The organism is Phenylobacterium sp. (genome assembly GCF_041920015.1).
Lineage (GTDB): Bacteria > Pseudomonadota > Alphaproteobacteria > Caulobacterales > Caulobacteraceae > Phenylobacterium.
Genome location: NZ_JAYRST010000004.1, coordinates 1 through 20,597, shown reverse-complemented (window position 1 = coordinate 20,597; position 20,597 = coordinate 1). Strand labels below are relative to the sequence as shown.

The following is a 20,597-nucleotide window of genomic DNA, read 5'->3' as shown; positions in this document are numbered from 1 at the left end:
TACAAGCGCACGTAAAGGCCGAACGATGTCACCGGCCTCCCCGTAACAGGGTCGTGTCGATCCGCCTGTGTCTAGGCTCCGAGCTCGGCTCCGAGGTTCAGATGCAAGCTTTCCTCGCAGGGGGAAAGCTATGCCCTCACCAAACTCCCACCAAGGTTCAGGATGGGCGCAAGAGCGACATGAGGGGCATGGGCCTGAAGCCCATGATCCCGACGAACAGCATCAGCGCCTCAGAACTCACACCCCTTTGAATCAATGAAATAGGAAGCCCCCTCGGGGGGTTGGGGGGTACTCTTTCGCGTAGCAGCACTCGTCCCGCGGACACGAAACGCCAGCCTTAGCAACGCCGGCTCCCGTGAATCCTCTATCCGAGGGCCTTCCAAAAAAAATCGGGCCGCCGTGCGTTTTCGCGTTCGCGTCAGCTATCTCGCATGAGGTGGAGCGCCGCGCGCATCATGGCTCGGATCGCCTCGGGCCGTGTTGGCGGCTCCGGCTGAGCCTCACGCCAGGCGTCGAGCGCGGCTAGGTCATCGGGTTGCAAGCGAACGCCGATCAGTGTGCCGATGCCGGTTCGCGGCCGGCCTCCGAGGTTTTTGTTATCAGTGCTTGACGGCATGAGGTTTTTGATAACACTCGGGGCAGGCCGAGCGGAAGCGCCAACTCCCGCCCGGCCCTAACCTGAACAGACGATGGAGCTCGTCATGTCCGAGGCTAACTCTAGCCTTAGCACGCCCGCGCGTGCCCTTCGCCCCCTCAACCAGCGCCAGCGCCGCGCCCTCGCCGAGACCGCACTGGAGCGTGCTCTCGATGCGGTGCAGGCAGTGCTCGAGGTTCTGGACACCATCGACGGCGACCCTGACCTTGAGCCGTCTTTGAGCTCTGTAGGGGCCTCGTCGCCGGTCCTCGACCAGAGCCGCTGGGCGCAGGGCCGCCGGGATGACGCTGAAGACGAGCACGATGGCCGGGAGCCGCAGTGCGAGGACGAAGGCGCTCAATGTGAAGACGAGGGCGCAGACAATGGGGACGCCGACCCGCTCCGACAAGGACTATGCTGACCTGATCGGCAAGTTCGAGCTGCGCCAGGTCGCGCTGATGCTGGACGAAGGCCGGGCGCTGGACGGCGCCACCGCCGAAGTCGTGCAGGAGCTGCGAGCCCAGGGCGGCTATCGCGGCGTGCCGGTTCCCTGGCAGGCCCTGGAGAAGCGGGCGGGCGAGACCGTCGCCAGCGGCACGCCGAACCCGATCCGCACCCTGCCCATCATCGACCGCATCTTCGCCGATAGCGCTGCGGTGCGGATGGGGGCCTCCATGGTCAACATTGACCAGGGCCTGGCGGAATACCCCGTCACCACCAGCTCGGTCGCGGCCGGCTGGGCGACCACCGAGACCGGGAGCGTCGCCGGCCCCACCGCCTACGCCACCACGGATCGCCCGCTGGCGCCCAACAATACCCTGGGCGTGACGATGAAGATCACCCGCAAGACCCTGAAGCAGTCGGGTGATGCGCTGGAGCAGGCCGTTCGCCGCGACATGAACGGCGCCATCGGCGAGAAGCTGGACGCCGCCGTTTTCCTGGGCGCGGGAGCGTCGGGTGAGCCGGCCGGCGTCCTGGTCGGTTCCTACGGCATCACCAGCACGGCGGTGAACGCGGCGGCGACCTGGGCGGCTTTCCGCTCCGCAGTCACCCGCTTCATCGTGGCCAACGCGGCGAGCGGCCCCGGCGCCGTGAAGCTGCTGATCCGCCCCGAAATCTTCGACTTCATGGATGACACCCTGATCGACGGGACGGCGGTGAGCGAGTGGGACCGGCTCATCAAGAACATCCCGCTCGGAAACATCGTCATGTCGAGCAACGCGTTGGCCGCGCCCACCGGCGGCCCGCCCACCGCCTCCAAGGCCCTGCTCACCACGACCGTCGGCGGCGTGCCGCCCATCTTCGTCGGGACCTGGGGCGCCATCGACCTGATCCGCGATCCCTACTCGGATGCGGCCTCCGGCGGCCTGCGCCTGACGGCGCTCACCACCATGGACGTGACCGTGAGCCGTTCCGCACAGCTTCAGATCCTCACCGGCGTCGAGAACGCGCTTGAGGAAGAAGGCGGCTGATGCTGTTCGGCGGCTTCGATCCTGCCGAGCTGGAGATTCGGAAGCGCAGAAACGGGTCGCGCCGTCTGCGCGGCCGCTTCCCTTATCGGAAGCGCGCCGTCCTGAGCGACGGCGGGCGCAATGGCGGCAAACCGAAGAAGGAGCAGTTCGCTCCGGGCGCCTTCGCCTATCGGGTCAATCGGCCCGAGGAGGACATCCACCTCCTGTTCGGCCACGACTACGACAAGCCGCTCGCCTCGCGCGGGACCGGAACGCTGACGCTGAAGGATGCACCGGAGGCGCTGGAGTTCGAGGCCGAGATCACGCCCCGGATCGCCGATACGTCGCATGGGCGCGACGCCCTTGCGCTGATCGAGGCCGGGCTTTCGGTCGGCATCTCTCCGGGCTTCCGCATCCCGCCCCCGCGGGCCGTGCCGGCGGACCAGGCCGAGAAGATCGAACACGAGCCCTATGTCCCGTCCCGTGGAATGCACGGAGCCATCATCCGCACCGTTCTGGCCGCGCTGCTCTACGAGCTGAGCGTCGTGACCTCGCCTGCCTACAAGGAGGCGACGGTCGAGGCCGGGGACGATGACGAACCCGTCGATGAAGACGGTGACGGCATCGACGACAACACTGGGGAGCAGATCGCGGCGCGCAATTGGAAGCTGGACGATGCCTCCGGCCTGATTGTGCCCAGGCCGCACGCGCTCGCCCGCTGGAGGCTTTGATGGCGGCGACGACGATCAGACAGGCTGAGACGGCCCCGGCGGAATATCCTGACGCGCCTTACCCCATGTCCGCGGCGGCTATGGCCTTGCCGCCGGAGATGGTCTGGCAGCGGATCGAGTCCTACGTCGCCCATCGCTGGACCGAGCGCGCGGTGGAGTGGATCGTGGAGGGGCCGGGCGAATGGCATCCGCCGCTCGCACCGGCGACGATCGGCGCGGTCGAGGTGTGGTCGAGCACAGATGCGTGGGAAGCGGCCGAGCTGCGCCCTTCGCCGCTGGGCGGCTACTTCCTACCGGCCTCCGGCCCCTATCGCTTCACGGCTGACGTAGGTGGTGGCGACGTGCCCGAGGCGGTCATGGAGGCGTTCCGTCGCCTGGCCGAATACATGGCGAACAAGCCCGGCAAGGCCGGCGCACGCAGCGAGTCCGTCGCCGCCGGCAGCATCAACATCTCACACTCCCGGTCCCCGTCGTGGATGGCCCAGGCCATGCAGAACAGCGGCGCCGGCGACCTCTTGAGGAATCTTCGCCGTGTTTAACTGGTTCAAGCGCGCGGATCGGCGGGAGCGTCGCAGCTCCGGTTCCGGCTTCACGGCGGAGATCATCGCGGCCCGCGAAGCCTATGTCAGCGGCCGGCGCGGCATCGCCGAACTGACCGCTACGGCGCAGAGCTGTGTCAGCTTGTGGGAGAACGGTTTCGCCCTGGCCGACGTGGGCGGGACCGACATGCTCGACAGTCGGTCCCTGGCCTTGCTGGGCCGATCCCTCGCACTCCGGGGTGAGGCCGTCTTCCTGATCCGTGACCGGCTTGTGCCGTGTAGCGATTGGGACCTCCGCACCCGCAACGCCGAGCCCTCGGCCTATCGCCTTTCGATCCCCGAAGCGGGGGGAGGGGTGACGCAAACGGCCCTAGCCGGCGAGGTCCTCCACGTTCGCATCGGCTGCGACGTCGCCGCGCCCTACTACGGGACGGCCCCGCTGAAACGGGCGAACCTGACAGCCGGGTTGCTCAACGCCCTTGAGAGCGCACTGGGCGAGGTGTTCGAGAACGCCCCGCTGGGCTCGCAGGTCGTGCCCATGCCCGAACAGCCGGACACCGACAACGCGGCCTTGGGGCGGTCCTTCCGTGGTCAACGGGGGCGCGTCCTGCTGCGCGAGAGCGTCGAGGTCCGCGCGGCCGGCGGGCCGGCGCCTTCCACGGACTGGAGGCCTGCCAGCCTGTCTCCCGACATTGAAAAGTCCATGACGGTGGAGACCTTGGCTGCGGCGCGCGATGCCGTGTCGCAGGCTTTCGGAGTTTTGCCGGCGCTCTGGTCCGGCCAGGCGCAGGGGCCGTTGGTCCGCGAGGCGCAGCGTCACTTGGCGCAATGGATGTTGCAGCCCATGGCCACCCTGATCGCCCAGGAGGCGACGGAGAAGCTGGGCGGCCGCGTCACCATAGACACGATGGGGCCGACGCAGGCTTTCGATGCCGGCGGCTCGGCACGCGCTTTCGCCACGCTTGTCCAAGGCTTGGCCATGGCGAAGGAGGCCGGCGTCGACGCCAAGGCCGCGCTGGCGATGCTCGACTGGGCGGATGGACAGGTGAACTAGGAATCCCGCGCCCTATGTCCTTCGGGGCGCGCGATGGGCTCGACGGTGCCCAGACCATGGCAGGTTGAACCGTTAGGGCCGGGGGTGCCGCCGCCCCCGGCCCTTCCATTATCGCGTGGGGCAGTAGAGCAGACCGAGCGTGCGTGCCCCGTCCGCCCGCGATTCCGGGTCCATCCGATCCGCGGGAAGCTGGTTCAGTTGCTCTATTGAAGCGTCCAGCAAGCGGGTCGTATCAGCCTGATTGAGCACACCCTTGCGCTCCAGATGCCGCAGCAGGTGCTGCATAGCGATTGCGAGCGCGTAGGCTCGGCCTTCCTCGATCATGGTTCCGCCTCCTAAATTATGTGCGATGCGCAGATTTCCGTTTACCACGCCAAATAGGTGCGTTACACATAATTCTCATGGGCCCGAAAGAGCTGATCCCGATCCTGGCCGAAATGTTCGGAGTGCCGTTCGAGACGGCATGGGTGCTCGACCGTGCGTTGGCCGACAAGGGCCTGCGCACGAAGAGCAAGGGACGTAAGCCGCTCCCTATGTCGCGCCGCGACGCCATTCACTTCCTTCTGGCCTGCATGAGCGCGCAAACCGCAACTCGCGCCAGTGAGGACGTGGAATACTGGGCTTCCTTCACCTGGAAGCCCAACGATCCGCACTGTGAAGAGGTCGGCACTGGCGACCCAGATGAGGAGCTCTTCAAGCGCTACCCGCGTGGGTATAAGGAGCACATCGTCGAGCCGGCGATTTCGTCGGGCATGGACGGCGAGATTCATCTTGTCGATTATCTGCTTCTGCTAACGCGGTGGCTCGCTGCGCACGGCCCCGACGCGGCGGACGTGAAGTTTCAGATTGTCACCACGCACGAGTCCGCCGCAGTTCACTACGAGCTGCAGGGGTTCGGGGAAGTGCATGTCGATCACTTCTTCAGGCCGCGGGGACTAGCAGGCCGCCAGAGCGCGGATGTTGAGACGGGCATCTACAAGGGTGCTTACATCTATGGAAATCCACTCCTCGCCATAGCGGCCCGCACTGACGATCCGCTTGCGGAGGCGTCGGCATGACGAGCGTTGTGATCGGACGCGCGGAGATCGCCCACCGCCTCGGACGGAGCGAGCGCACGGTCACGCGCTGGATTCGGCTGGGCATCCTGCCGGCGACCCATACAGGGCCTGCTCAGAACAATCTCTTGCTGGTCCGCGCCGAAGACCTTGAGCGCGTCCGGGCCATGTTCTCCGGCCACGAGCAGGTGGCCTGATGGCGCGCCCCGACGCTCTCCCGCTCAGTCTCCCACCGCGTGGTCTCTCGCGCGAGGTCGCGGCGCAATACATTGGAGTCAGCGTCGGCAAGTTTGACGAGATGGTGGGCGACGGCCGGATGCCGCAGCCCAAGCGCATCGACGCCCGGAAGCTCTGGGACCGTGACGCCCTCGACCGCGCCTTCTGGGCTCTGCCCGAAGACGGTGAGGGCGTGGGCGGCGAGGCCAATCCCTGGGATAACGCGGCATGAAGAAGCGGCCGAAGGGCGTCTCCTGCTACCGCGACCGCCACGGCAAGCTGTGGTGGAAGTTCCGCGGCAAAGGGCTGAAGACGGCCACCACGAAGGCGATGTTCGACTCGGCGGAATGGTGGGCCTGGTATAATGCCGCCGCGAACGGCGAGCGCGCGCCGCGAGGCGCTGGAGCCGAGCGCACCCTGCCGGGCAGCCTGAACGCCCTCGCCGTGGCCTACTACACGTCCGCAGACTGGCTGCTCCTGAGCAAGAACACGCAGGCGACCTATCGCGGCATCCTCGATCGGTTCCGGGCGGACGTGGACAAGGCCGGCGCCAAGCTGGGCGACAAGCCCGCGGCGGCGCTCCAGCCTCACAACGTCCGCGCCTTGCTCGACGCGCGCGCCAAGACGCCCTCTGCGGCCAACAACCTCCTGAAGGTGCTCCGCGCCGTGATGAAGTTCGGCGTCGAGCGCAACATGCTTAAGGCCGATCCCACGGCCGGCGTGAAGCCGCTGAAGAACAAGACCGAGGGCTTCCACACCTGGACCGAGGAAGAGATCGAGGCTTTCGATAAGCGGTGGCCGCTGGGCACGCAGGAACGCCTTGCCAAGGATCTTCTCCTCTTCACCGGCCAGCGCCGCTCCGACGTGCGCCTGATGGGGCCGCAGCACATTCGCGGGGGCGTTGTCAGCGTCCGCCAGCAGAAGACCGGCGCCTATCTGGAGATCGCCGTCCATGACGACCTCGACGCGTCGCTGAAGGCCCGGCCGACCAATCACCTCGCCTACATCACCACGCCCGCCGGAGAGCCCTACACCGAGGCTGGCTTCGGCAACTGGTTCTCGGACGCGGCCCGCAAGGCCGGCCTGACGAACTGCAGCGCTCACGGCCTCCGTAAGGCCGCCGCCCGCCGCCTCGCCGAAGCCGGCTGCACGGCCAACGAAATCGCCGCCGTAACCGGCCACAGCACCCTGAAAGAGGTCGCTCGCTACACCCGGGCGGCCGATCAGCGCCGCCTCGCCGGGGCCGCGATCCGCAAGATCGGCGGCACGCAAGGCGAACAAAACTCGTCTAACCCTGAGAACCGGTTAGACAAAACGGGGACCAAGTAGTTGAAAAAACACGCCCAAATGAGAGCGATGGCGGGCGGGAGACGAAGAAACCGAGAACTACACCTACGCTATAGCCCTCCAAAATGACACCTGAAAGCCGCCGAAGATCGACAGAAGGGGCACGGGTTGGCATTATGTTGCCCGTGTCCAACCGCAGGAGCGATGCAAGGACAATCCGCGCGCAGCGTGAAGGAGCAGAACCATGGTAGTCGTGATGTTGATGAGCGTGGCGCTAGTCGCCGTCCTTTGCGTCGTGGCCTATAAGCTCGCAGTCTATGCTCTGCCCTTCATGCTTGGATTGACTGCTGCGCAATTCGCCTATCAGACCGGCTCCGGCGTGATAGGTGCCGGGCTGGTCGGCCTCGTTTCCGCTGGCGTGGCGTTTGGCATCCTCGCTCTGCTGTTCGAGACGTTACGCATCCCAATCCTGCGTTTGATCGTGGCGCTGATCTTTGCCGCCCCCGCCGCCGTCGCGGGCTATGCGCTGGTCTATGGCATCACCAAAGAAGCGGTGCCCTCTGAAATCTGGCGTCAAATCTTCTGTTTGGTCGGCGGCGGCTTCGTTGGCGTGTCGGCTTTGATGCGACTGGCCGCACCGTTGCCCACCAGCCCCGCGCCTGCCCGCTGAGATTTGCAGAAGCAGCGAGGGGCCGTGACCGAGCAATTTAGCGACACCGATCATTGGAAGCTGCTCGCAACGGCGAAGCGATTCTTGACCGGAGCAGACGTGCTCCGGCGGTCGGAGGAATACCAGACATCCAGAGTGTTATTTACTCCGGTCCTCCATCTCACAGCCCACGGAATCGAGGTGCTGCTAAAAGCAAATCTGCTTGGGGCGGGACTCACGCTTGACGATGTGAAAAAGAAATACGGGCACAATATCGCGGCGCTTTGGGCGGATGATCTGAACCAACTTCTGCGAGATGGGGCTGCATCGGAAGCTCGGAAGGTTTGGCAGAACGCCCAAGCCGATGGGAAATGGCCGGATCGTTTTGATGATGATCCCGTGGTCCTTCTGGAAGAATACCTCGCTGCCATCAATGCGCTGCACACGGCGGCGTCCGAATACGCCTTGAGATATGTCGCTGCATCCGAAATGACCGCGCCAAGGCCGCACCTTCTCATAGAGACGTTCTTGCCGGTTTCCGATCTTTGCGTTCGGCAACCACGCGCGCTTGTGCCTTCAAGCTGATATGCGGACCCGGCGCTAAAGCGCCGGGTCATTGTCACTAGCGGCCCTCCGGCTCTCTACAGCGCAATGTGGAAGCGCGTTCGCCTCCAGGCCGGCGCGGCTGCCGCCGCGTTTCATCTGATCGTTACGAAGAAGATTGCTAAGGGCGTTGCCCTCGCGCGGCGCAAGAAAACTCTCCGGCCTTTCGCGGCATAAACGGCCCGCTCCCCGCAAGCGGGTCCCCTCCATTTATTCCACGGTGCCAAAGACTTCTCCTGCGCCTTGCTACCCGTGGCTCGCCGCCGGGCAAGGGTTCAGGAGCGGCGCTGCGCTGCTCTGAACCCCAAACCCGAGGATCAGAGACATGACCAACCTTTCCCACAACAATCCCCGCATCTATGTCGCCTGCCTTGCTGCCTACAATAACGGCTATCTGCATGGGGCTTGGATCGACGCGGATCAGGGCGCGGACGAAATCAGGGACGAGATTGCCGCGATGCTAGCGCGCTCGCCGATCAAGGGCGCGGAGGAATACGCCATTCATGACTATGAGGGTTTCGAAGGCGTCAGCATCAAGGAATATGCCGGCATCGACACCGTGGCACGCATGGGCGCTTTCATCGCCGAGCATGGCGCGCTAGGCGCTGGCTTGCTGGAGCAGTTCGTCGGTGACATGGACCAAGCCGAAACCGCTTTGCGGGACTGCTATCATGGCCAATTCGCCAGCCTTGCCGACTTCATGGAGGATTTGACCGCTGAAAGCGGCGTCACGATTCCCGAGGCGCTGCGCTACTATATTGATTGGAAAGCAATGGCCCGTGACGCTGAAATGAACGGCGAGTTTTTCACAGTCGAAACCGCACATGACGAAGTGCATGTGTTTTCCAGCCAATGAAAGCCGGAGCGCCTTGCCCGCACTTTTGCGGGCGGGCGTGTCGCGGAAACATCGAAATAGTGTTAAGCAGAAAATAACCAATATTGATCGGGTTGGCCGCTCAACGTATCTGCTTTGAGCGGCTTCTATATTTCTAGCGATCTTTGAACCTCTAAGGGCTGGGCGCTGCCTTGCGCGCCCCGGCTTTGGGAGGTGACGCCATGCTTAGCATCGACTGGCGTTCGCCGGCGGCATACAGGCACGCGAAGCACATTTCGGCCGCCGGTTTCGCTTGGGAATATCTGCGCCGGAATAACGATTATCGTCAGGATTTCCTGACCATCGCACTAACCGGAGGACCGTCCGGCCGTGACCTTGAAGCGTTCGCGGATCGCTGGGGGTTGCGATTTCCCATGCGATCCCGACGCGCCGCATTACCGGCCGCCGCCAATCTGGAGTCCGAACCTTCAACCGCAAGCGGTGATGCTGTCGCCCGTCGAGCATAAGGACGGCGACACCGAACCGATATTGACGCTTGCGCAACTCGCCGGCCTCGATCTGCGCCGCGCTGCCGATGGCTGGCATGGTATCTGGCAGGTTGATGGCGTCACACATCAATTCTGGCTTCCCGAGGCGGTGCCCGACGCAGCCGCCTTCTATGCCGTCACCCTGCCGATGGATTCCTTTCTGGAGCTTCGCGCTCACGCTGCCCGCCGTTTCTGGCGGTCCCTCAACGGCCGCGCGCCCGGTCCCGACTTCCGGGCCGTTCCTGCCCAACTCCGGCAATGGCATATCCTGTCCCTGCGCGCGCTCGACGCCCGACTGCGCGGAGAAAGCTATCGCACCATCGCCGAAGTCCTGCTCGGCTTTCGCGGCTCCAAGGAGGATTTCGAGAACGACCCGCGCAAGAACAAGGCCCGCCGTCTGGTTGCGCACGGCATCAAGATGATGTGCGGCGGCTATCGCCTGTTGCTCCACTACCCTATCAAGCCCGGCAAGCGTTGATCGTTAGCGAGCACCGTCTTGTTGCAAGTCGCAAACTTACTGCCAGTTGCAACAAAGAGGTGCGACACGAAAAGAGCCGGAAAGCCAGCCCTCGGGGAAATGTTGCGGACTTTAGAATTCCTGTGAGAACTTCAGCAGGAATGGAGTGGAGCTAACAGACTGCTTCATGTTTCATGAACGGCAAGGCGGCTGCTCAGCTGAATAACTCGTTGCGCAATCCATGATTTCGCACGACCATGCCTGAAATTTATTTTGAGGAAATTTACCATGACCTTACTAAAGACGCTGCGTTTGATTCTCAGTCCTTGCGCCCCGGTGGATCGTGTTAACTTCATCCAGCTAGAGCTTGACCCAGAAGTGATGCGGTTTCTTAACAATGGTGCGGTTGATCATGACAGGATCGATTCGACGACCGCGCCGTTTCTCATGCCACGAGGAACCGAGCCGAACGTCTGGACAGCGCGACGCAATGAGGATGACGAGTTCGTCGGCTGGTTCTGCTTGTTGCCGAAAGGGAGGGCGTTAGCTGAGATCGGATATCGACTGCGCCGGGAAGCTTGGGGTCAGGGGCTGGCAACTGAAGGAGCTTTGGCTCTTATCGGTTGGGGCTTCGAGGTTGCGGGATATGACAAGATTGTGGCCAATACAATGGCGGTCAACCAAGGGTCACGCCGTGTAATGGAGAAGGTTGGCATGATACACACGCGGACGGATTTCTTGGATTTTCCCGACCCCATACCCGGCACGGAGCACGGCGAGGTAACGTATGAGTTGTCCTGTTCAGAATGGGCCAACAATTGAGAGACATATCAGCTTTTAGGACGCGACAAAGCCACTCGAAACGTCAGCGATGAGGTCGATTCCTGCCGGTCGGATATTGTGAAATTCCAAAGCTTGCGAGGTGAAGTAAGCTAAAAACCGCCGATGCTCACGCCTTGTTAGCTGCCGCCTGTTCCAGAATCTTCCTATAGCCCTCATGCGAAAGCCATTGCGCGCGTTCGAGATGGCTTTGCCAACAACGATAGGTCCGAAGTTCCTCGGCAGCCGGATCGCGGTGAAGCACGATCCGCGCGACTACCTTCCAGTCCGCGCCCTCGGCCTTGGCATCCAGCAAGCGTAGATAGGTCACGAAATGCCGTTCGTCATAGACGGTTATGGTGTCGCCGGTCGGCGCTTCGTCGTCCACATCGGGATCGAGTTCGACAGGAACCCGCATAGTCATTCCCCGTATCTGACAGAGCTTGTCTGCGGTGCGCCCCCGCAAACGATTCTCTCTGACTCTTGGTGATCGGGGAGTTAGTAACCGTCACGAAACGGCCCCATGGCCTTTAGCTCGGAAAGCCTGTTGTATACGCCACAGGCTCCCCGACCATAGGTCAAGGAGTTGGTGCCGTTCTGGCTGGCACCGGCCATCCGTGAGGGGTTACTACGCCCCAGAGCAGCGCGTCTGCTCCACCCGCAATCTTAGCCGAACTGCGCGGGAATGTCTTTGCCTTTTCGGCGTGACACCGCGACGGGCCGCTGAAATCCCACACCAATTAGCCGCAAGATGCCCCGAGGGGGGTGCCGCCAACGCATAGGCGCAAATGCGGCACGCTACGCGCCGCCGATCCCTCGCCATGGTTCGCCACAGTCCGCTGCCGCCCCCCGGCAGCCCAATCCCGACTGGAGGTGATCCATGCCCAACCCGCTTGCGGGCCTGCCGCCGCGCCTGTTGCGCACCAAGGAAGCCGCGCGCTTCCTCGGCATATCCATCCGCACCCTTGAGAAACATCGCACCTATGGCACCGGCCCGACCTATCGCAAGGTCGGCGGTCGCGTCCTCTACACCGTCCGCGATCTGGAAGACTGGAGCGCGGTCGGCGAACGCAAATCCACCCGCGACAAGACCGCCGGCACAGTCTTTCCCGCCCGTCCGCTCACGCCCGAAGAACGGGACGAGTGCTAAATGCTGCGCGAGGACGATCACGCCCCCGCGCCGCCGACCGAGGACAGCGAGCGCAGCCGCCTAGACCCTTTCGTGGTTGCCACGGGCGATGCGCCGCCGCGCGACCAGCGCGACTTGATGGAACGGCCGTTTTTCTCGCTGGCGAAGACCCCGCGCACCAAGCCGATTCTCTATAAGGCCGCCGACATAGAGGTGCAGGTGTTCGGGATGCCCGAGCATGGGATGGCGACCATTTGGGACGCCGACGTGCTGATATGGGCGGCCTCGCAGATCGTCGCGGCCGAGAACAACGGCCTCACCACATCGCGTTTCTTCCGCTTCACGCCCTACCATCTGTTGCGCGCCATCGGCCGGCCGACCGGCAACCGGCAATATCTATTGCTCAAGGCCGCGCTGGCGCGGCTGCAATCGACTGTCATCGCCACCACGATCCGCAACGGCCCGCATTGGCGTCGCCGGCAATTCTCATGGATCAACGAGTGGGAGGAAATGACGACGCGCGCCGGCCGCGTCGAGGGCATGGAGTTCGTCCTGCCCGAATGGTTCTACAACAGCGTCATTGACCGCTCGCTGGTCCTGACCATCGACCCGGCCTATTTCCGGCTGACTGGCGGCATCGAGCGATGGCTTTATCGCGTCGCCCGAAAGCACGCCGGGCACCAGCGCCATGGCTGGATTTTCGAGGTCGCGCACCTTCATCAGAAATCCGGCAGCCTCGCCCGGCCGTCCGACTTCGCGCTGGACCTGCGCCGGATCGCGGCCCGCCAGCAACTCCCCGGCTACCGCCTCCAGATCGAGCGGGAAGACGGCCGCGAGCTGCTGCGCATCCGCCCCGAAAACTTATCAACAGGCACTGTTGATAAGGGTGTGAATACCATCGGCACATCAGGCGCACGGGGTATCGGCACATCAGGCGCACGACTATCGGCACATCAGGCGCACGAACCACAGCTAACGCTTTGGCCTGAAACGCGGAATCCGACCGCTAACTTATCTAACAGAGAATCTTCTTTAACTGTTTCTGTGGGTGCGGAGCACGCGCCCAGTGCCACCCGCGATCATCTTGCCAATGATCGTGCGCGTTCGCAACAAGCTGCGAAAGAACCATCCCGATCTGCCCGTCTTCCGTGGATTCCAGGCATTGAGCCGGAGGACACGCCATGAGCGGATCATCGACATCACCCCGAGCGGCTCACGCTTCTTTCCGTGGTCGATATCAGGATCGCCACAAGCAGGGATCGGAAGGTCGGGCAGCCAAGCTAACTCGCGTCTTCGCTGTCGCAGAATGCGATGCGGACAAGATTCTGAACGTGCTCACCCGAACCCTCGTCCCCTCGGGGGACATCTCTCCGCCGCAGCGGAACTCTCAGCCTATGTCAGCCGGCATCCATGCGGATGACAAGCAGACGACCTTAAACAGCAGGAATGGGCTTCTGCCCGATTGCCTGGCCGTCACCCGTCTTCCAGAGGAAGGTGGTTCCCTCGACCCAAATGCGGTGCATCAGAACGGCCATCCGGCGCGCAAGCGCGGTGACCGCGCGCTTATGGCCCCGGTTCTTCACCAGCCGCATGCCCCATGCCTTGAGGGACGACCAGCGCTTCACCCTAACGAGCAGGATGTGTGCGGCCTCGTAGAGCGCAGCCCGCGCCATCGCGTCACCGCTCTTGGACACGCGCCCGGTCCAATCGACCTCGCCAGACTGGTAGGCGCGCGGCGTCAGCCCCAGATGCGCGCCTACGGACTTGGAGCGCCGGAACCGCGACGGCACGTCGATGGTCGCGCGATAGGTCAGTGCCACGATGGGGCCGACACCGGGAACGGTCATCAGCCGCCGGCACACCTCGTCGTCACGGGCGAAGTCCATCGCCACCTTTTGCAGGTTGGCATATTCGACAGCCAGAGCGCGCCTCGCGGTCAACATCGGATTGAGCGCCCGCATCAGCATCGCACGGTCGCCTGCCAGTTCCAGAACGCGCGCCTCGAAGTCGCGCTTCGACACCACGCCCATCTTCAGACCGAAGCTGCGCAGCATGCCGCGGATCGCCAGCTCGATATCCATCAGCTTGCGAACCAGCGTCTGCCTGGCCACCAGCAGGAAGCGCAGTTCCTGCGCGGTCTGCGTCTTTACATGCACGGCGCGGAACCAGCCGGTGCGCATGATGTTGGCGATTCCGCGCGCATCATTGCGGTCGGTCTTGTTCGGCATTGCCGACAGCGCCGCCTTGGCGTGCCGCGTCTCGATGCACACGACCGGCAGACCCGCTTCGGCCATACCGCCGTAAAGCCATTGCGACGGAGCGCCGGCTTCAAGGCCGATCCGCTTCATCACCATGCCGCATTGCGCGAAGAACGCGACAAGATCGTCCGGTTCGGAAGCAACCTTTGCCTCCTTCATCACGGTCCCGTCAGCATCCACAATGCAGATGCTCGTCATCTCAAGGGAAACATCCAGTCCTGCAAAGTAGCCCATGGTCTCTCTCCATTCCGGTTGATGGTGGACCGGCATAAGCCAGCCAGATCACCGTTTACGGTATGGCAAGAGGCGCTTTCTCCACACGCGACGAGAACAGAAACAGTTACCCCAGCTAACTCTTCTTCTTTGACGCGCGCGCAGGCGAAGCGTGGTGCCGGTTCTGCCGGGAACGGCGAGCTATGACGCCCGCCGTTGACGCAGCGCACGCGCGCAATCCCCACCAGCACATCGCCGGAGACGCACAATGACCCGTCGCGCCCATCGCAGCGCGCACGGCCGTCCGCTGCCGGACGGGCCTGCGCCCTTCACCACATTGGTCGAGCTGACTTTCGAGAAACGCCGCATCGAGCATTGGATCAGGTTCGGCCGCAAGAGCTATGAACAGATCATCGACCGCCGCCGCAGCGTCGTCGGGTTCGCGCCGGGCAGCGTCTTCGCCTTCGTCCGATGGGCGAATGGCGAGCATGGCACGGTCGTTTCCCGCATCGACATTGTGCGGGCCATCGGGCGCGGCGAGCCGTTCCAGACATTGCCATTCGTCCGCCCCGGCGGCGAAATCCTGTTGCGCCTCGACGGCTGGCCCAAGGTGCAGCGCGGGCTTGCCGCCATCGACGCCGTGGAATCGCTCGGCCTCGACCCAGCTGACGCCGCACCGGAGCATTGGCGGCACGTCCACAACCGTTTGACTGCCAATCTGGAGCCGCACGCCTACACGCCCGAGCGACATGCCGCGTGGCTTCACCGCCGTAGGATCGAGCCGTGACGCGCCGCCGCATCCTCACGGTGACGGCGCTCGCCGCCATCGGCATCGCCGCCGCCAGCGCCGTCGATTGGCCCGTGAAACTCATCTGGAACGCCACGGCCAGCGTACCCATCGGCTTCTACACCATCGAGCCGGCCGACGCGCTCGGCGTGCCCGAGCTGGTCGCCGTCATGCCGCCCGAACCGCTCGCCGCCTTCATGGTCGAGCGCGGTTATATCGCGCGCGGCGTCCCGCTGTTGAAGCGCGCCTTGGGCCTGCCGGGACAGCAGGTTTGCCGCACCGGCCGCGCGATCACGGTTGACGGGATCGAGATGGGCGAGGCGCTGGAGCGTGACAGCCTCGGCCGCGATCTGCCCGTCTGGCAGGGCTGCCGCGTGATCGGCGACGGCCAGCTTTTCCTCATGAATTGGGAAGTCCGCGACAGCCTCGACGGCCGCTATTTCGGACCCATCCCCGCAGCTTTCGTCATCGGCCGAGCGATCCCGCTCTGGACCGATGAGGAAGGCGTCGGCCGCTACGAGTGGCGCGCACCGACGCATTGAAACCACCCCCGAAAGCCAACCACAGGAGATTTCCCATGGCAGAAATAGGCACCTTCACGCGCACCGAAACCGGCTATGCCGGGGAGCTTCATTCGTTCGGCCTCCACGAAAAGCTGTTCATCGTTCCGGCCAAGCCGAGCGACATGAAAAACGCGCCCGACTATCGCCTGCGCCTCGATAGCGAGGACGGCCCGGACGCTGGCCCCGCATGGAAAGACTCCAGCGAAAATGCCGGCGACTTTGTGTCCATGAGACTGGAGGGGCCGATCTTCCCGTTCCCGATCCGCGCCAAGCTGTTCCAGTCCAACGACGATTCATCGGTCTGGACGCTACGTTGGAAGCACCCCCGGAAAGTCGAGGACGAGGAATGACGGCCGCGCGCGTCCGGCCCGCCATCCGGTCCAAGATCGTCATCCCTTTGTTCGCGGAAAAGCCGTCTCATCCCTCTGTCCCGCTCGGCCACCGGACGGCCGGCGCTTGCGCCTTGCCCTTGACCGCAGCGAGCACGCTGGCAGGCTGGTGTCGAAGCGGAGACAGGACTGCATGGCATTATGCCGTCCTGATACTGGCCGGCGCGCTTTCCGTCTGCGCCGGATCGGGCGTCGCGGTCGCGCAATCCGCGCCCGTCGAGCGCCCGGCCGCCGCTCATCCCTATGCGACCCACGTCGCCGAGGCGTCGCAGCGGTTCGGCATCCCCGAGCACTGGATTCGTGCCGTGCTGCGCGCCGAGAGCGCGGGCGACGTGCGCGCGATTTCGTCGGCTGGCGCGATGGGATTGATGCAGGTGATGCCCGACACATGGGCGGGCCTGCGCGTCCGCTACGGCCTCGGCCGCGATCCCTACGACCGGCGCGACAATATCCTCGCAGGCACGGCCTACCTGCGCGAAATGTTCGACCGCTATGGCAATGTCGCGGCGATGCTGGCGGCCTACAATGCCGGTCCCGGCCGCTATGACGAATACCTTGCGACCGGCCGCACGCTGCCGGCCGAGACGCGAGCCTATGTCGCCGCGCTCGCGCCGATCCTCGGCGGCGCGGCTGCAACCGAACCGCCGTCATCGGCACCATCACCGCCGCCCGATTGGCGTGAATCACCGATGTTTGTCACACGCTCGACCGACGCCCAAACTGCGCCTGCGCTGCCGGCCGAGGCGCAATCTGGCGATCTGTTTGCTGCCGTTTCGGAGCCGGATCGCCGATGAAGATCGCCTATGCCGACCCGCCCTATATCGGCTGCGCGCACCTCTATCGGGACCATCCAGACTACGCGGGCGAGGTCGATCATGTGCGCCTAATCGAGCGGCTGGAGCGCGACTATGACGGTTGGATATTGCACGCCGCCGCCACGCCGCGCTCCATCGCAACGCTTGCCCCGCTGGTCGAGCGGACGGGCGCGCGATGGATGGCATGGGTGAAGGGATTTGCGGCGTTCAAGCGCAATATCCCGGTCGCCTTTGCATGGGAGCCGGTCATCGTGAAGGCAGCGCGAAAGCCTGTCGTCAGCAAGCGGCTGGTGATGCGGGACTGGATTCAGGAGAGCATTACGCTTCGCCGTGGCCTCACTGGCGCGAAGCCCGAAGCGGTCTGCCATTGGGCTTTCGAGATGGTCGCCGCGCGTCCCGACGATACGCTCGACGACCTGTTTCCCGGCACCGGGGCGGTTGCCCAAGCGTGGCGCACATGGCGGCTCAAATTCGCTTTGCCGGACGAGCCGGCGGCGCGCTCCGCAGCGCCTCGCGGTGTGCAGGATCGTGCAGCGGATGGAGCAGGATCATGAAGGCTGGAGGGGCAGAAAAGGCAGGAAGGGTGGAGGGCAAGATTAAAGAAGACGGCACCATATCGGGCCGCTTCTGGAAATTATTGTTGTCTGCACACTGGTTAGGTGGCCGGTTCCGGCACCATGGTTTTGAGGGGCCGCGTGCCGCGATTTTGCGCAAAGCCTTGGCTTTGCTGGGTTTCGAGCGGCACCATAGGCGCAGATCGGCCGGTTTCCGGGGGTTTTGGCCGGAGTCGCATCCTTGAGCGCCGACGACGAAAACCGCTTCCGTCCGAAGCCCGGCCGCATCCGATCCGACACGCCGAAGGCCGGCAAGACCAAGAGCTTTTTCACGCAGGTCAAGAAGATCACCCGCCAGCATCAGGCGGCAGCCTCCCGCGATCCTTCCATGCCGTCATCCGCTCGCCCGTCATCGCCGGGGCGGTCCCGCGCCATGGTCGCCAGCGGCAAGGGCGTGAAGCGCGGGCGTGGCACGAGCTTCGTGCGCGCCCGGAACATCTCCGGCCACTGGCATCATCGCCAGCCGGGCAGCCGCCGCGTGATCGTCAAGCAGCGCAGCATCCGGGCCGCATGGAAGGGCGGCCGCGCCCGCGCACATCTGCGCTATGTCCAGCGCGACGGCACGTCACGCGATGGCGAGCGCGGCAGGCTCTATTCGGCGACCGAGGACCGCGCCGATGGCGACGCCTTCCTTGATCGCGGCAAGGACGACCGCCACCAGTTCAGATTCATCGTCTCGCCCGAGGACGGCGCGGAGTTGTCGGACCTCACGGCCTACACCCGCGATTTCATGAAACAGGTGGAAGCCGACCTCGGCACGAAACTCGATTGGGTCGCCGTCAATCACTACAACACCGGCCATTCCCATGTGCATGTCATTGTCAACGGCCGCGACGATACGGGCGGGGATCTAGTCATCAATGGCGACTATCTGTCCGCTGGCCTGCGCGAACGCGCCAGCGAGCTTGCCAGTCTGGAACTCGGCCCCGTCACCGAGATCGAGCAGACCCGCAAGCTGTCCGCCGAAATCGACCAAGACCGTTTCACCCGCATCGACCGCGCCATGGTCGAGGAAGCCGATGCCCGTTTCCTCGACCTGCGCCATGAACCGGCGGAGCCGAAGCGGCAGTTCGAGCGGACGCTGCGTTTGCGCAGGCTCGGCAAGCTGGAGAAGATGGGGCTGGCGACCGAGCACGCGCCCGCCGTTTGGGAATTGAGCAAGGACATGGAGCCTGCCCTGCGCGAGCTAGGCGAGCGTGGCGACATTATCCGCACCATGCAGAAGGCGCTCGGCCCGCAGGGAGGCGAACGCGATCCCATGAGCTTCCAAATCCATGACGGAGCGCCCGAGACGCCAATCTTTGGCCGCGTCGTGGACAAGCACCTGTCCGACGAGCTGGGTGAGAACCTGACAATCGTAGTGGACGGGATCGACGGGCGGACGCACCACATCGCCGGCATCGCGCCCGAGCGGCTGGAGGATGCCCGCATTGGCAGCGTCATTGAGGTCGGCCCGGCCGAGGCCACGGCCCGACCGTCCGACCGCTCCATCACAGCCATCGCCGAGGACGGCATCTATCGGCCGAGCCGCCATCTGGAGCAGGCGAAGTTTGAGGGCCGCGTTCCGAGCGGCGACTATGAGGGCTATGTCGATGCCCATGTCCGCCGACTGGAGGCGCTACGCCGGGCCGGGATCGTCGAACGCATCGACGCAGATCAATGGCGCATTCCCGATGATCTGGTCAGCCGCGCCGCCGTCCATGACGCCGGCCGTGACCGGCAGGCCAGCGTTCGCATCCTTTCCCCGGTCGATCTAGGCAAGCAGATCGGATCGGACGGCACGACATGGCTGGACCGGCGATTGGTCCATGGCGAAACGGTCGACCTTGCGCCGGCCGGCTTCGGCCAGCAGGTGCGTGAGGCGATGGACCAGCGGCGCGAGCATCACATCGAACAGGGCGATGCCACCCGAGCACGGAACGGCCGCATCTTCTACCGGCGCAGCCTTCTCGCCACCTTGCGCGAGCGGGAGGTTGCCCGCATTGGCGCGGAGATGGCCGAGGGCAAGGGGTTGCCGTTCCGTGCCGCCACGGACGGCGAGAACGTCAGCGGCAAGTTCACCGGGACTGTCCAGCTAACGAGCGGCAAGTTCGCCGTGGTGGAAAAGAGCCATGAGTTCACGCTTGTCCCGTGGCGGCCGGTGATCGACCGCCAGCTCGGCCGCGAGATCACTGGCGTCGTGCAGGGCGGATCGGTGTCGTGGCAGTTGGGGCGAAGGCATGACCTTGGCCTTTAGCACATACGCGTGTTTCATCCGGTATCTATCATGCCCCGTGTATCTCACGCTGGATGCCGGCTATTGTAGGGGCCATCATTCAAGCGAGCAGTAGAAAAGAAGATATGCCGAGACCGAAACTACATAGCGATGAGTTCATTCTAGATACCGCGCTAGGCATCCTTCTTCAGAAAGGTCCATCGGCCTTCACCCTCTCCGATGTTGCGGAAGCGGTCGGCATCTCGCGGGCTGCACTGATCCAGCGGTTCAAAGACAAGGCGACGCTGCATCTAAAGGTCATGGAGCGCAACACGCAGGAGGTGCGCGACTATTTCGCGGGCGCGAGTCCCGAAAAGGGCCTTGATCCGCTATGGGCGATGCTCAAGGACCTCATCGCTGGTATGGGCGGCGGTGCCGGAACGGAAGGCTACCTCCTTCTATTGTGGGGAGACGTTCAGGAGCCGTCGCTTCGTGCCCTCGCGGCGGAGCGGAACAAGCTGGTCCTGAAAGCTATCGAGGCACGACTGCCCGGAGGGCCGCACCCACCCCAGCATACCGCCGGCCTGATTCAGACGGTCATTCAGGGGTCTTGCATGCAGTGGCTTGTTGAGCCGGAAGGCGAGCTAGCGGCCTTCATGACCAAGCGCACCCACATGCTTCTGTCCGTCCTCTATCCCGACCATGTGTTCGGGTAACACCATCTGGAGGGTTGTTTATAACAGTCGTGTCGGTTATTTATAAGGCATGCGCCACGGTA

26 protein-coding genes are annotated in these 20,597 nt (G+C 64.1%); 23 read left to right on the top strand and 3 right to left on the bottom strand.

Annotated elements, in window-relative coordinates:
• The first annotated feature begins 1,017 nt into the window (after positions 1–1,017).
• The 4 genes from ACE3TL_RS01770 (at position 1,018) to ACE3TL_RS01755 (ending at position 4,409) form a co-directional block, all read left to right on the top strand.
• Complete coding sequence (locus tag ACE3TL_RS01770) at positions 1,018–2,106, top strand: phage major capsid protein (protein ID WP_374576932.1); 1,089 nt, start codon at positions 1,018–1,020, stop codon at positions 2,104–2,106.
• Complete coding sequence (locus ACE3TL_RS01765; protein ID WP_374576931.1) at positions 2,106–2,816, top strand: HK97 family phage prohead protease; 711 nt, start codon at positions 2,106–2,108, stop codon at positions 2,814–2,816. The genes ACE3TL_RS01770 and ACE3TL_RS01765 overlap by 1 nt, the downstream gene beginning before the upstream one ends.
• 65 nt (positions 2,817–2,881) lie before the next feature.
• Positions 2,882–3,355 (top strand): hypothetical protein, encoded by a 474-nt coding sequence (locus ACE3TL_RS01760; protein WP_374576930.1) that lies wholly within the window; start codon positions 2,882–2,884, stop codon positions 3,353–3,355.
• Entirely contained in the window at positions 3,348–4,409 is a 1,062-nt protein-coding gene (locus ACE3TL_RS01755; RefSeq protein WP_374576929.1) for a phage portal protein, read from the top strand. Before ACE3TL_RS01760 ends, ACE3TL_RS01755 begins: the two co-directional genes overlap by 8 nt.
• Positions 4,410–4,517: 108 nt before the next feature.
• Here the strand turns inward: ACE3TL_RS01755 and ACE3TL_RS01750 are convergent, their stop codons facing one another.
• Positions 4,518–4,733: a hypothetical protein gene (locus ACE3TL_RS01750; protein WP_374576928.1), complete on the bottom strand. Its 216-nt coding sequence runs from the start codon at positions 4,731–4,733 to the stop codon at positions 4,518–4,520.
• Between the two features lie 77 nt (positions 4,734–4,810).
• On the opposite strand from ACE3TL_RS01750, the gene ACE3TL_RS01745 reads away from it, so the two are divergent.
• The 10 genes from ACE3TL_RS01745 to ACE3TL_RS01700 all read left to right on the top strand — a co-directional run bounded on the left by ACE3TL_RS01745 (position 4,811) and on the right by ACE3TL_RS01700 (position 10,860).
• Positions 4,811–5,467 carry a hypothetical protein gene (locus ACE3TL_RS01745; RefSeq protein ID WP_374576927.1) on the top strand — a complete coding sequence of 219 codons (657 nt, stop codon included), beginning with the start codon at positions 4,811–4,813 and terminating at the stop codon, positions 5,465–5,467.
• Positions 5,464–5,661: a helix-turn-helix domain-containing protein gene (locus ACE3TL_RS01740; protein ID WP_374576926.1), complete on the top strand. Its 198-nt coding sequence runs from the start codon at positions 5,464–5,466 to the stop codon at positions 5,659–5,661. Before ACE3TL_RS01745 ends, ACE3TL_RS01740 begins: the two co-directional genes overlap by 4 nt.
• On the top strand, positions 5,661–5,912 hold the full coding sequence (locus ACE3TL_RS01735) for an XRE family transcriptional regulator (RefSeq protein ID WP_374576925.1): 252 nt from the start codon (positions 5,661–5,663) through the stop codon (positions 5,910–5,912). The genes ACE3TL_RS01740 and ACE3TL_RS01735 overlap by 1 nt, the downstream gene beginning before the upstream one ends.
• Positions 5,909–7,009, top strand: a complete 1,101-nt coding sequence (locus ACE3TL_RS01730; RefSeq protein ID WP_374576924.1) for a tyrosine-type recombinase/integrase — start codon at positions 5,909–5,911, stop codon at positions 7,007–7,009. The genes ACE3TL_RS01735 and ACE3TL_RS01730 overlap by 4 nt, the downstream gene beginning before the upstream one ends.
• 202 nt (positions 7,010–7,211) lie before the next feature.
• Positions 7,212–7,637, top strand: coding sequence for a hypothetical protein (locus tag ACE3TL_RS01725; protein ID WP_023516776.1), 426 nt, complete (start codon positions 7,212–7,214; stop codon positions 7,635–7,637).
• Positions 7,638–7,661: 24 nt separating this feature from the next.
• Positions 7,662–8,201 carry a hypothetical protein gene (locus tag ACE3TL_RS01720; protein WP_156031789.1) on the top strand — a complete coding sequence of 180 codons (540 nt, stop codon included), beginning with the start codon at positions 7,662–7,664 and terminating at the stop codon, positions 8,199–8,201.
• A gap of 343 nt (positions 8,202–8,544) precedes the next feature.
• The gene (locus ACE3TL_RS01715) at positions 8,545–9,075 is read left to right on the top strand and encodes an antirestriction protein ArdA (RefSeq protein ID WP_024269978.1); all 531 of its coding nucleotides are present in this window, start codon (positions 8,545–8,547) and stop codon (positions 9,073–9,075) included.
• A gap of 200 nt (positions 9,076–9,275) precedes the next feature.
• The gene (locus tag ACE3TL_RS01710; protein ID WP_245290329.1) at positions 9,276–9,560 is read left to right on the top strand and encodes a transcriptional regulator domain-containing protein; all 285 of its coding nucleotides are present in this window, start codon (positions 9,276–9,278) and stop codon (positions 9,558–9,560) included.
• Positions 9,538–10,059: a DUF2285 domain-containing protein gene (locus tag ACE3TL_RS01705; protein WP_023511901.1), complete on the top strand. Its 522-nt coding sequence runs from the start codon at positions 9,538–9,540 to the stop codon at positions 10,057–10,059. Before ACE3TL_RS01710 ends, ACE3TL_RS01705 begins: the two co-directional genes overlap by 23 nt.
• Before the next feature lie 267 nt (positions 10,060–10,326).
• Positions 10,327–10,860: a GNAT family N-acetyltransferase gene (locus ACE3TL_RS01700; protein ID WP_023517585.1), complete on the top strand. Its 534-nt coding sequence runs from the start codon at positions 10,327–10,329 to the stop codon at positions 10,858–10,860.
• 127 nt (positions 10,861–10,987) lie between these two features.
• Here the strand turns inward: ACE3TL_RS01700 and ACE3TL_RS01695 are convergent, their stop codons facing one another.
• Complete coding sequence (locus ACE3TL_RS01695) at positions 10,988–11,275, bottom strand: DUF2285 domain-containing protein (protein ID WP_023517584.1); 288 nt, start codon at positions 11,273–11,275, stop codon at positions 10,988–10,990.
• Between the two features lie 462 nt (positions 11,276–11,737).
• On the opposite strand from ACE3TL_RS01695, the gene ACE3TL_RS01690 reads away from it, so the two are divergent.
• Both ACE3TL_RS01690 and ACE3TL_RS01685 read left to right on the top strand, forming a co-directional pair.
• Positions 11,738–12,007, top strand: a complete 270-nt coding sequence (locus ACE3TL_RS01690) for an AlpA family transcriptional regulator (RefSeq protein ID WP_023516906.1) — start codon at positions 11,738–11,740, stop codon at positions 12,005–12,007.
• On the top strand, positions 12,008–13,171 hold the full coding sequence (locus tag ACE3TL_RS01685; RefSeq protein WP_023516907.1) for a replication initiator protein A: 1,164 nt from the start codon (positions 12,008–12,010) through the stop codon (positions 13,169–13,171).
• 248 nt (positions 13,172–13,419) lie between these two features.
• Here ACE3TL_RS01685 and ACE3TL_RS01680 read toward each other — a convergent pair whose 3' ends face one another.
• Positions 13,420–14,478, bottom strand: coding sequence for an IS110 family transposase (locus tag ACE3TL_RS01680; RefSeq protein ID WP_024269979.1), 1,059 nt, complete (start codon positions 14,476–14,478; stop codon positions 13,420–13,422).
• Between the two features lie 247 nt (positions 14,479–14,725).
• Here ACE3TL_RS01680 and ACE3TL_RS01675 point away from each other — a divergent pair, with 247 nt between their 5' ends.
• From ACE3TL_RS01675 to ACE3TL_RS01645, 7 genes are all read left to right on the top strand, one after another.
• Complete coding sequence (locus tag ACE3TL_RS01675) at positions 14,726–15,244, top strand: DUF2840 domain-containing protein (protein ID WP_023512086.1); 519 nt, start codon at positions 14,726–14,728, stop codon at positions 15,242–15,244.
• Positions 15,241–15,786: a S26 family signal peptidase gene (locus tag ACE3TL_RS01670; protein ID WP_023512087.1), complete on the top strand. Its 546-nt coding sequence runs from the start codon at positions 15,241–15,243 to the stop codon at positions 15,784–15,786. The genes ACE3TL_RS01675 and ACE3TL_RS01670 overlap by 4 nt, the downstream gene beginning before the upstream one ends.
• 35 nt (positions 15,787–15,821) lie before the next feature.
• Positions 15,822–16,157, top strand: coding sequence for a DUF736 domain-containing protein (locus ACE3TL_RS01665; protein ID WP_023512088.1), 336 nt, complete (start codon positions 15,822–15,824; stop codon positions 16,155–16,157).
• Positions 16,154–16,990 carry a lytic transglycosylase domain-containing protein gene (locus ACE3TL_RS01660; RefSeq protein ID WP_023512089.1) on the top strand — a complete coding sequence of 279 codons (837 nt, stop codon included), beginning with the start codon at positions 16,154–16,156 and terminating at the stop codon, positions 16,988–16,990. The genes ACE3TL_RS01665 and ACE3TL_RS01660 overlap by 4 nt, the downstream gene beginning before the upstream one ends.
• Positions 16,987–17,565 (top strand): hypothetical protein, encoded by a 579-nt coding sequence (locus ACE3TL_RS01655; protein WP_023512090.1) that lies wholly within the window; start codon positions 16,987–16,989, stop codon positions 17,563–17,565. The genes ACE3TL_RS01660 and ACE3TL_RS01655 overlap by 4 nt, the downstream gene beginning before the upstream one ends.
• A gap of 388 nt (positions 17,566–17,953) precedes the next feature.
• The gene (locus ACE3TL_RS01650; protein WP_374576983.1) at positions 17,954–19,861 is read left to right on the top strand and encodes a relaxase/mobilization nuclease domain-containing protein; all 1,908 of its coding nucleotides are present in this window, start codon (positions 17,954–17,956) and stop codon (positions 19,859–19,861) included.
• Positions 19,862–19,965: 104 nt separating this feature from the next.
• Positions 19,966–20,535 carry a TetR/AcrR family transcriptional regulator gene (locus ACE3TL_RS01645; RefSeq protein ID WP_374576923.1) on the top strand — a complete coding sequence of 190 codons (570 nt, stop codon included), beginning with the start codon at positions 19,966–19,968 and terminating at the stop codon, positions 20,533–20,535.
• Positions 20,536–20,597 lie beyond the last annotated feature (62 nt).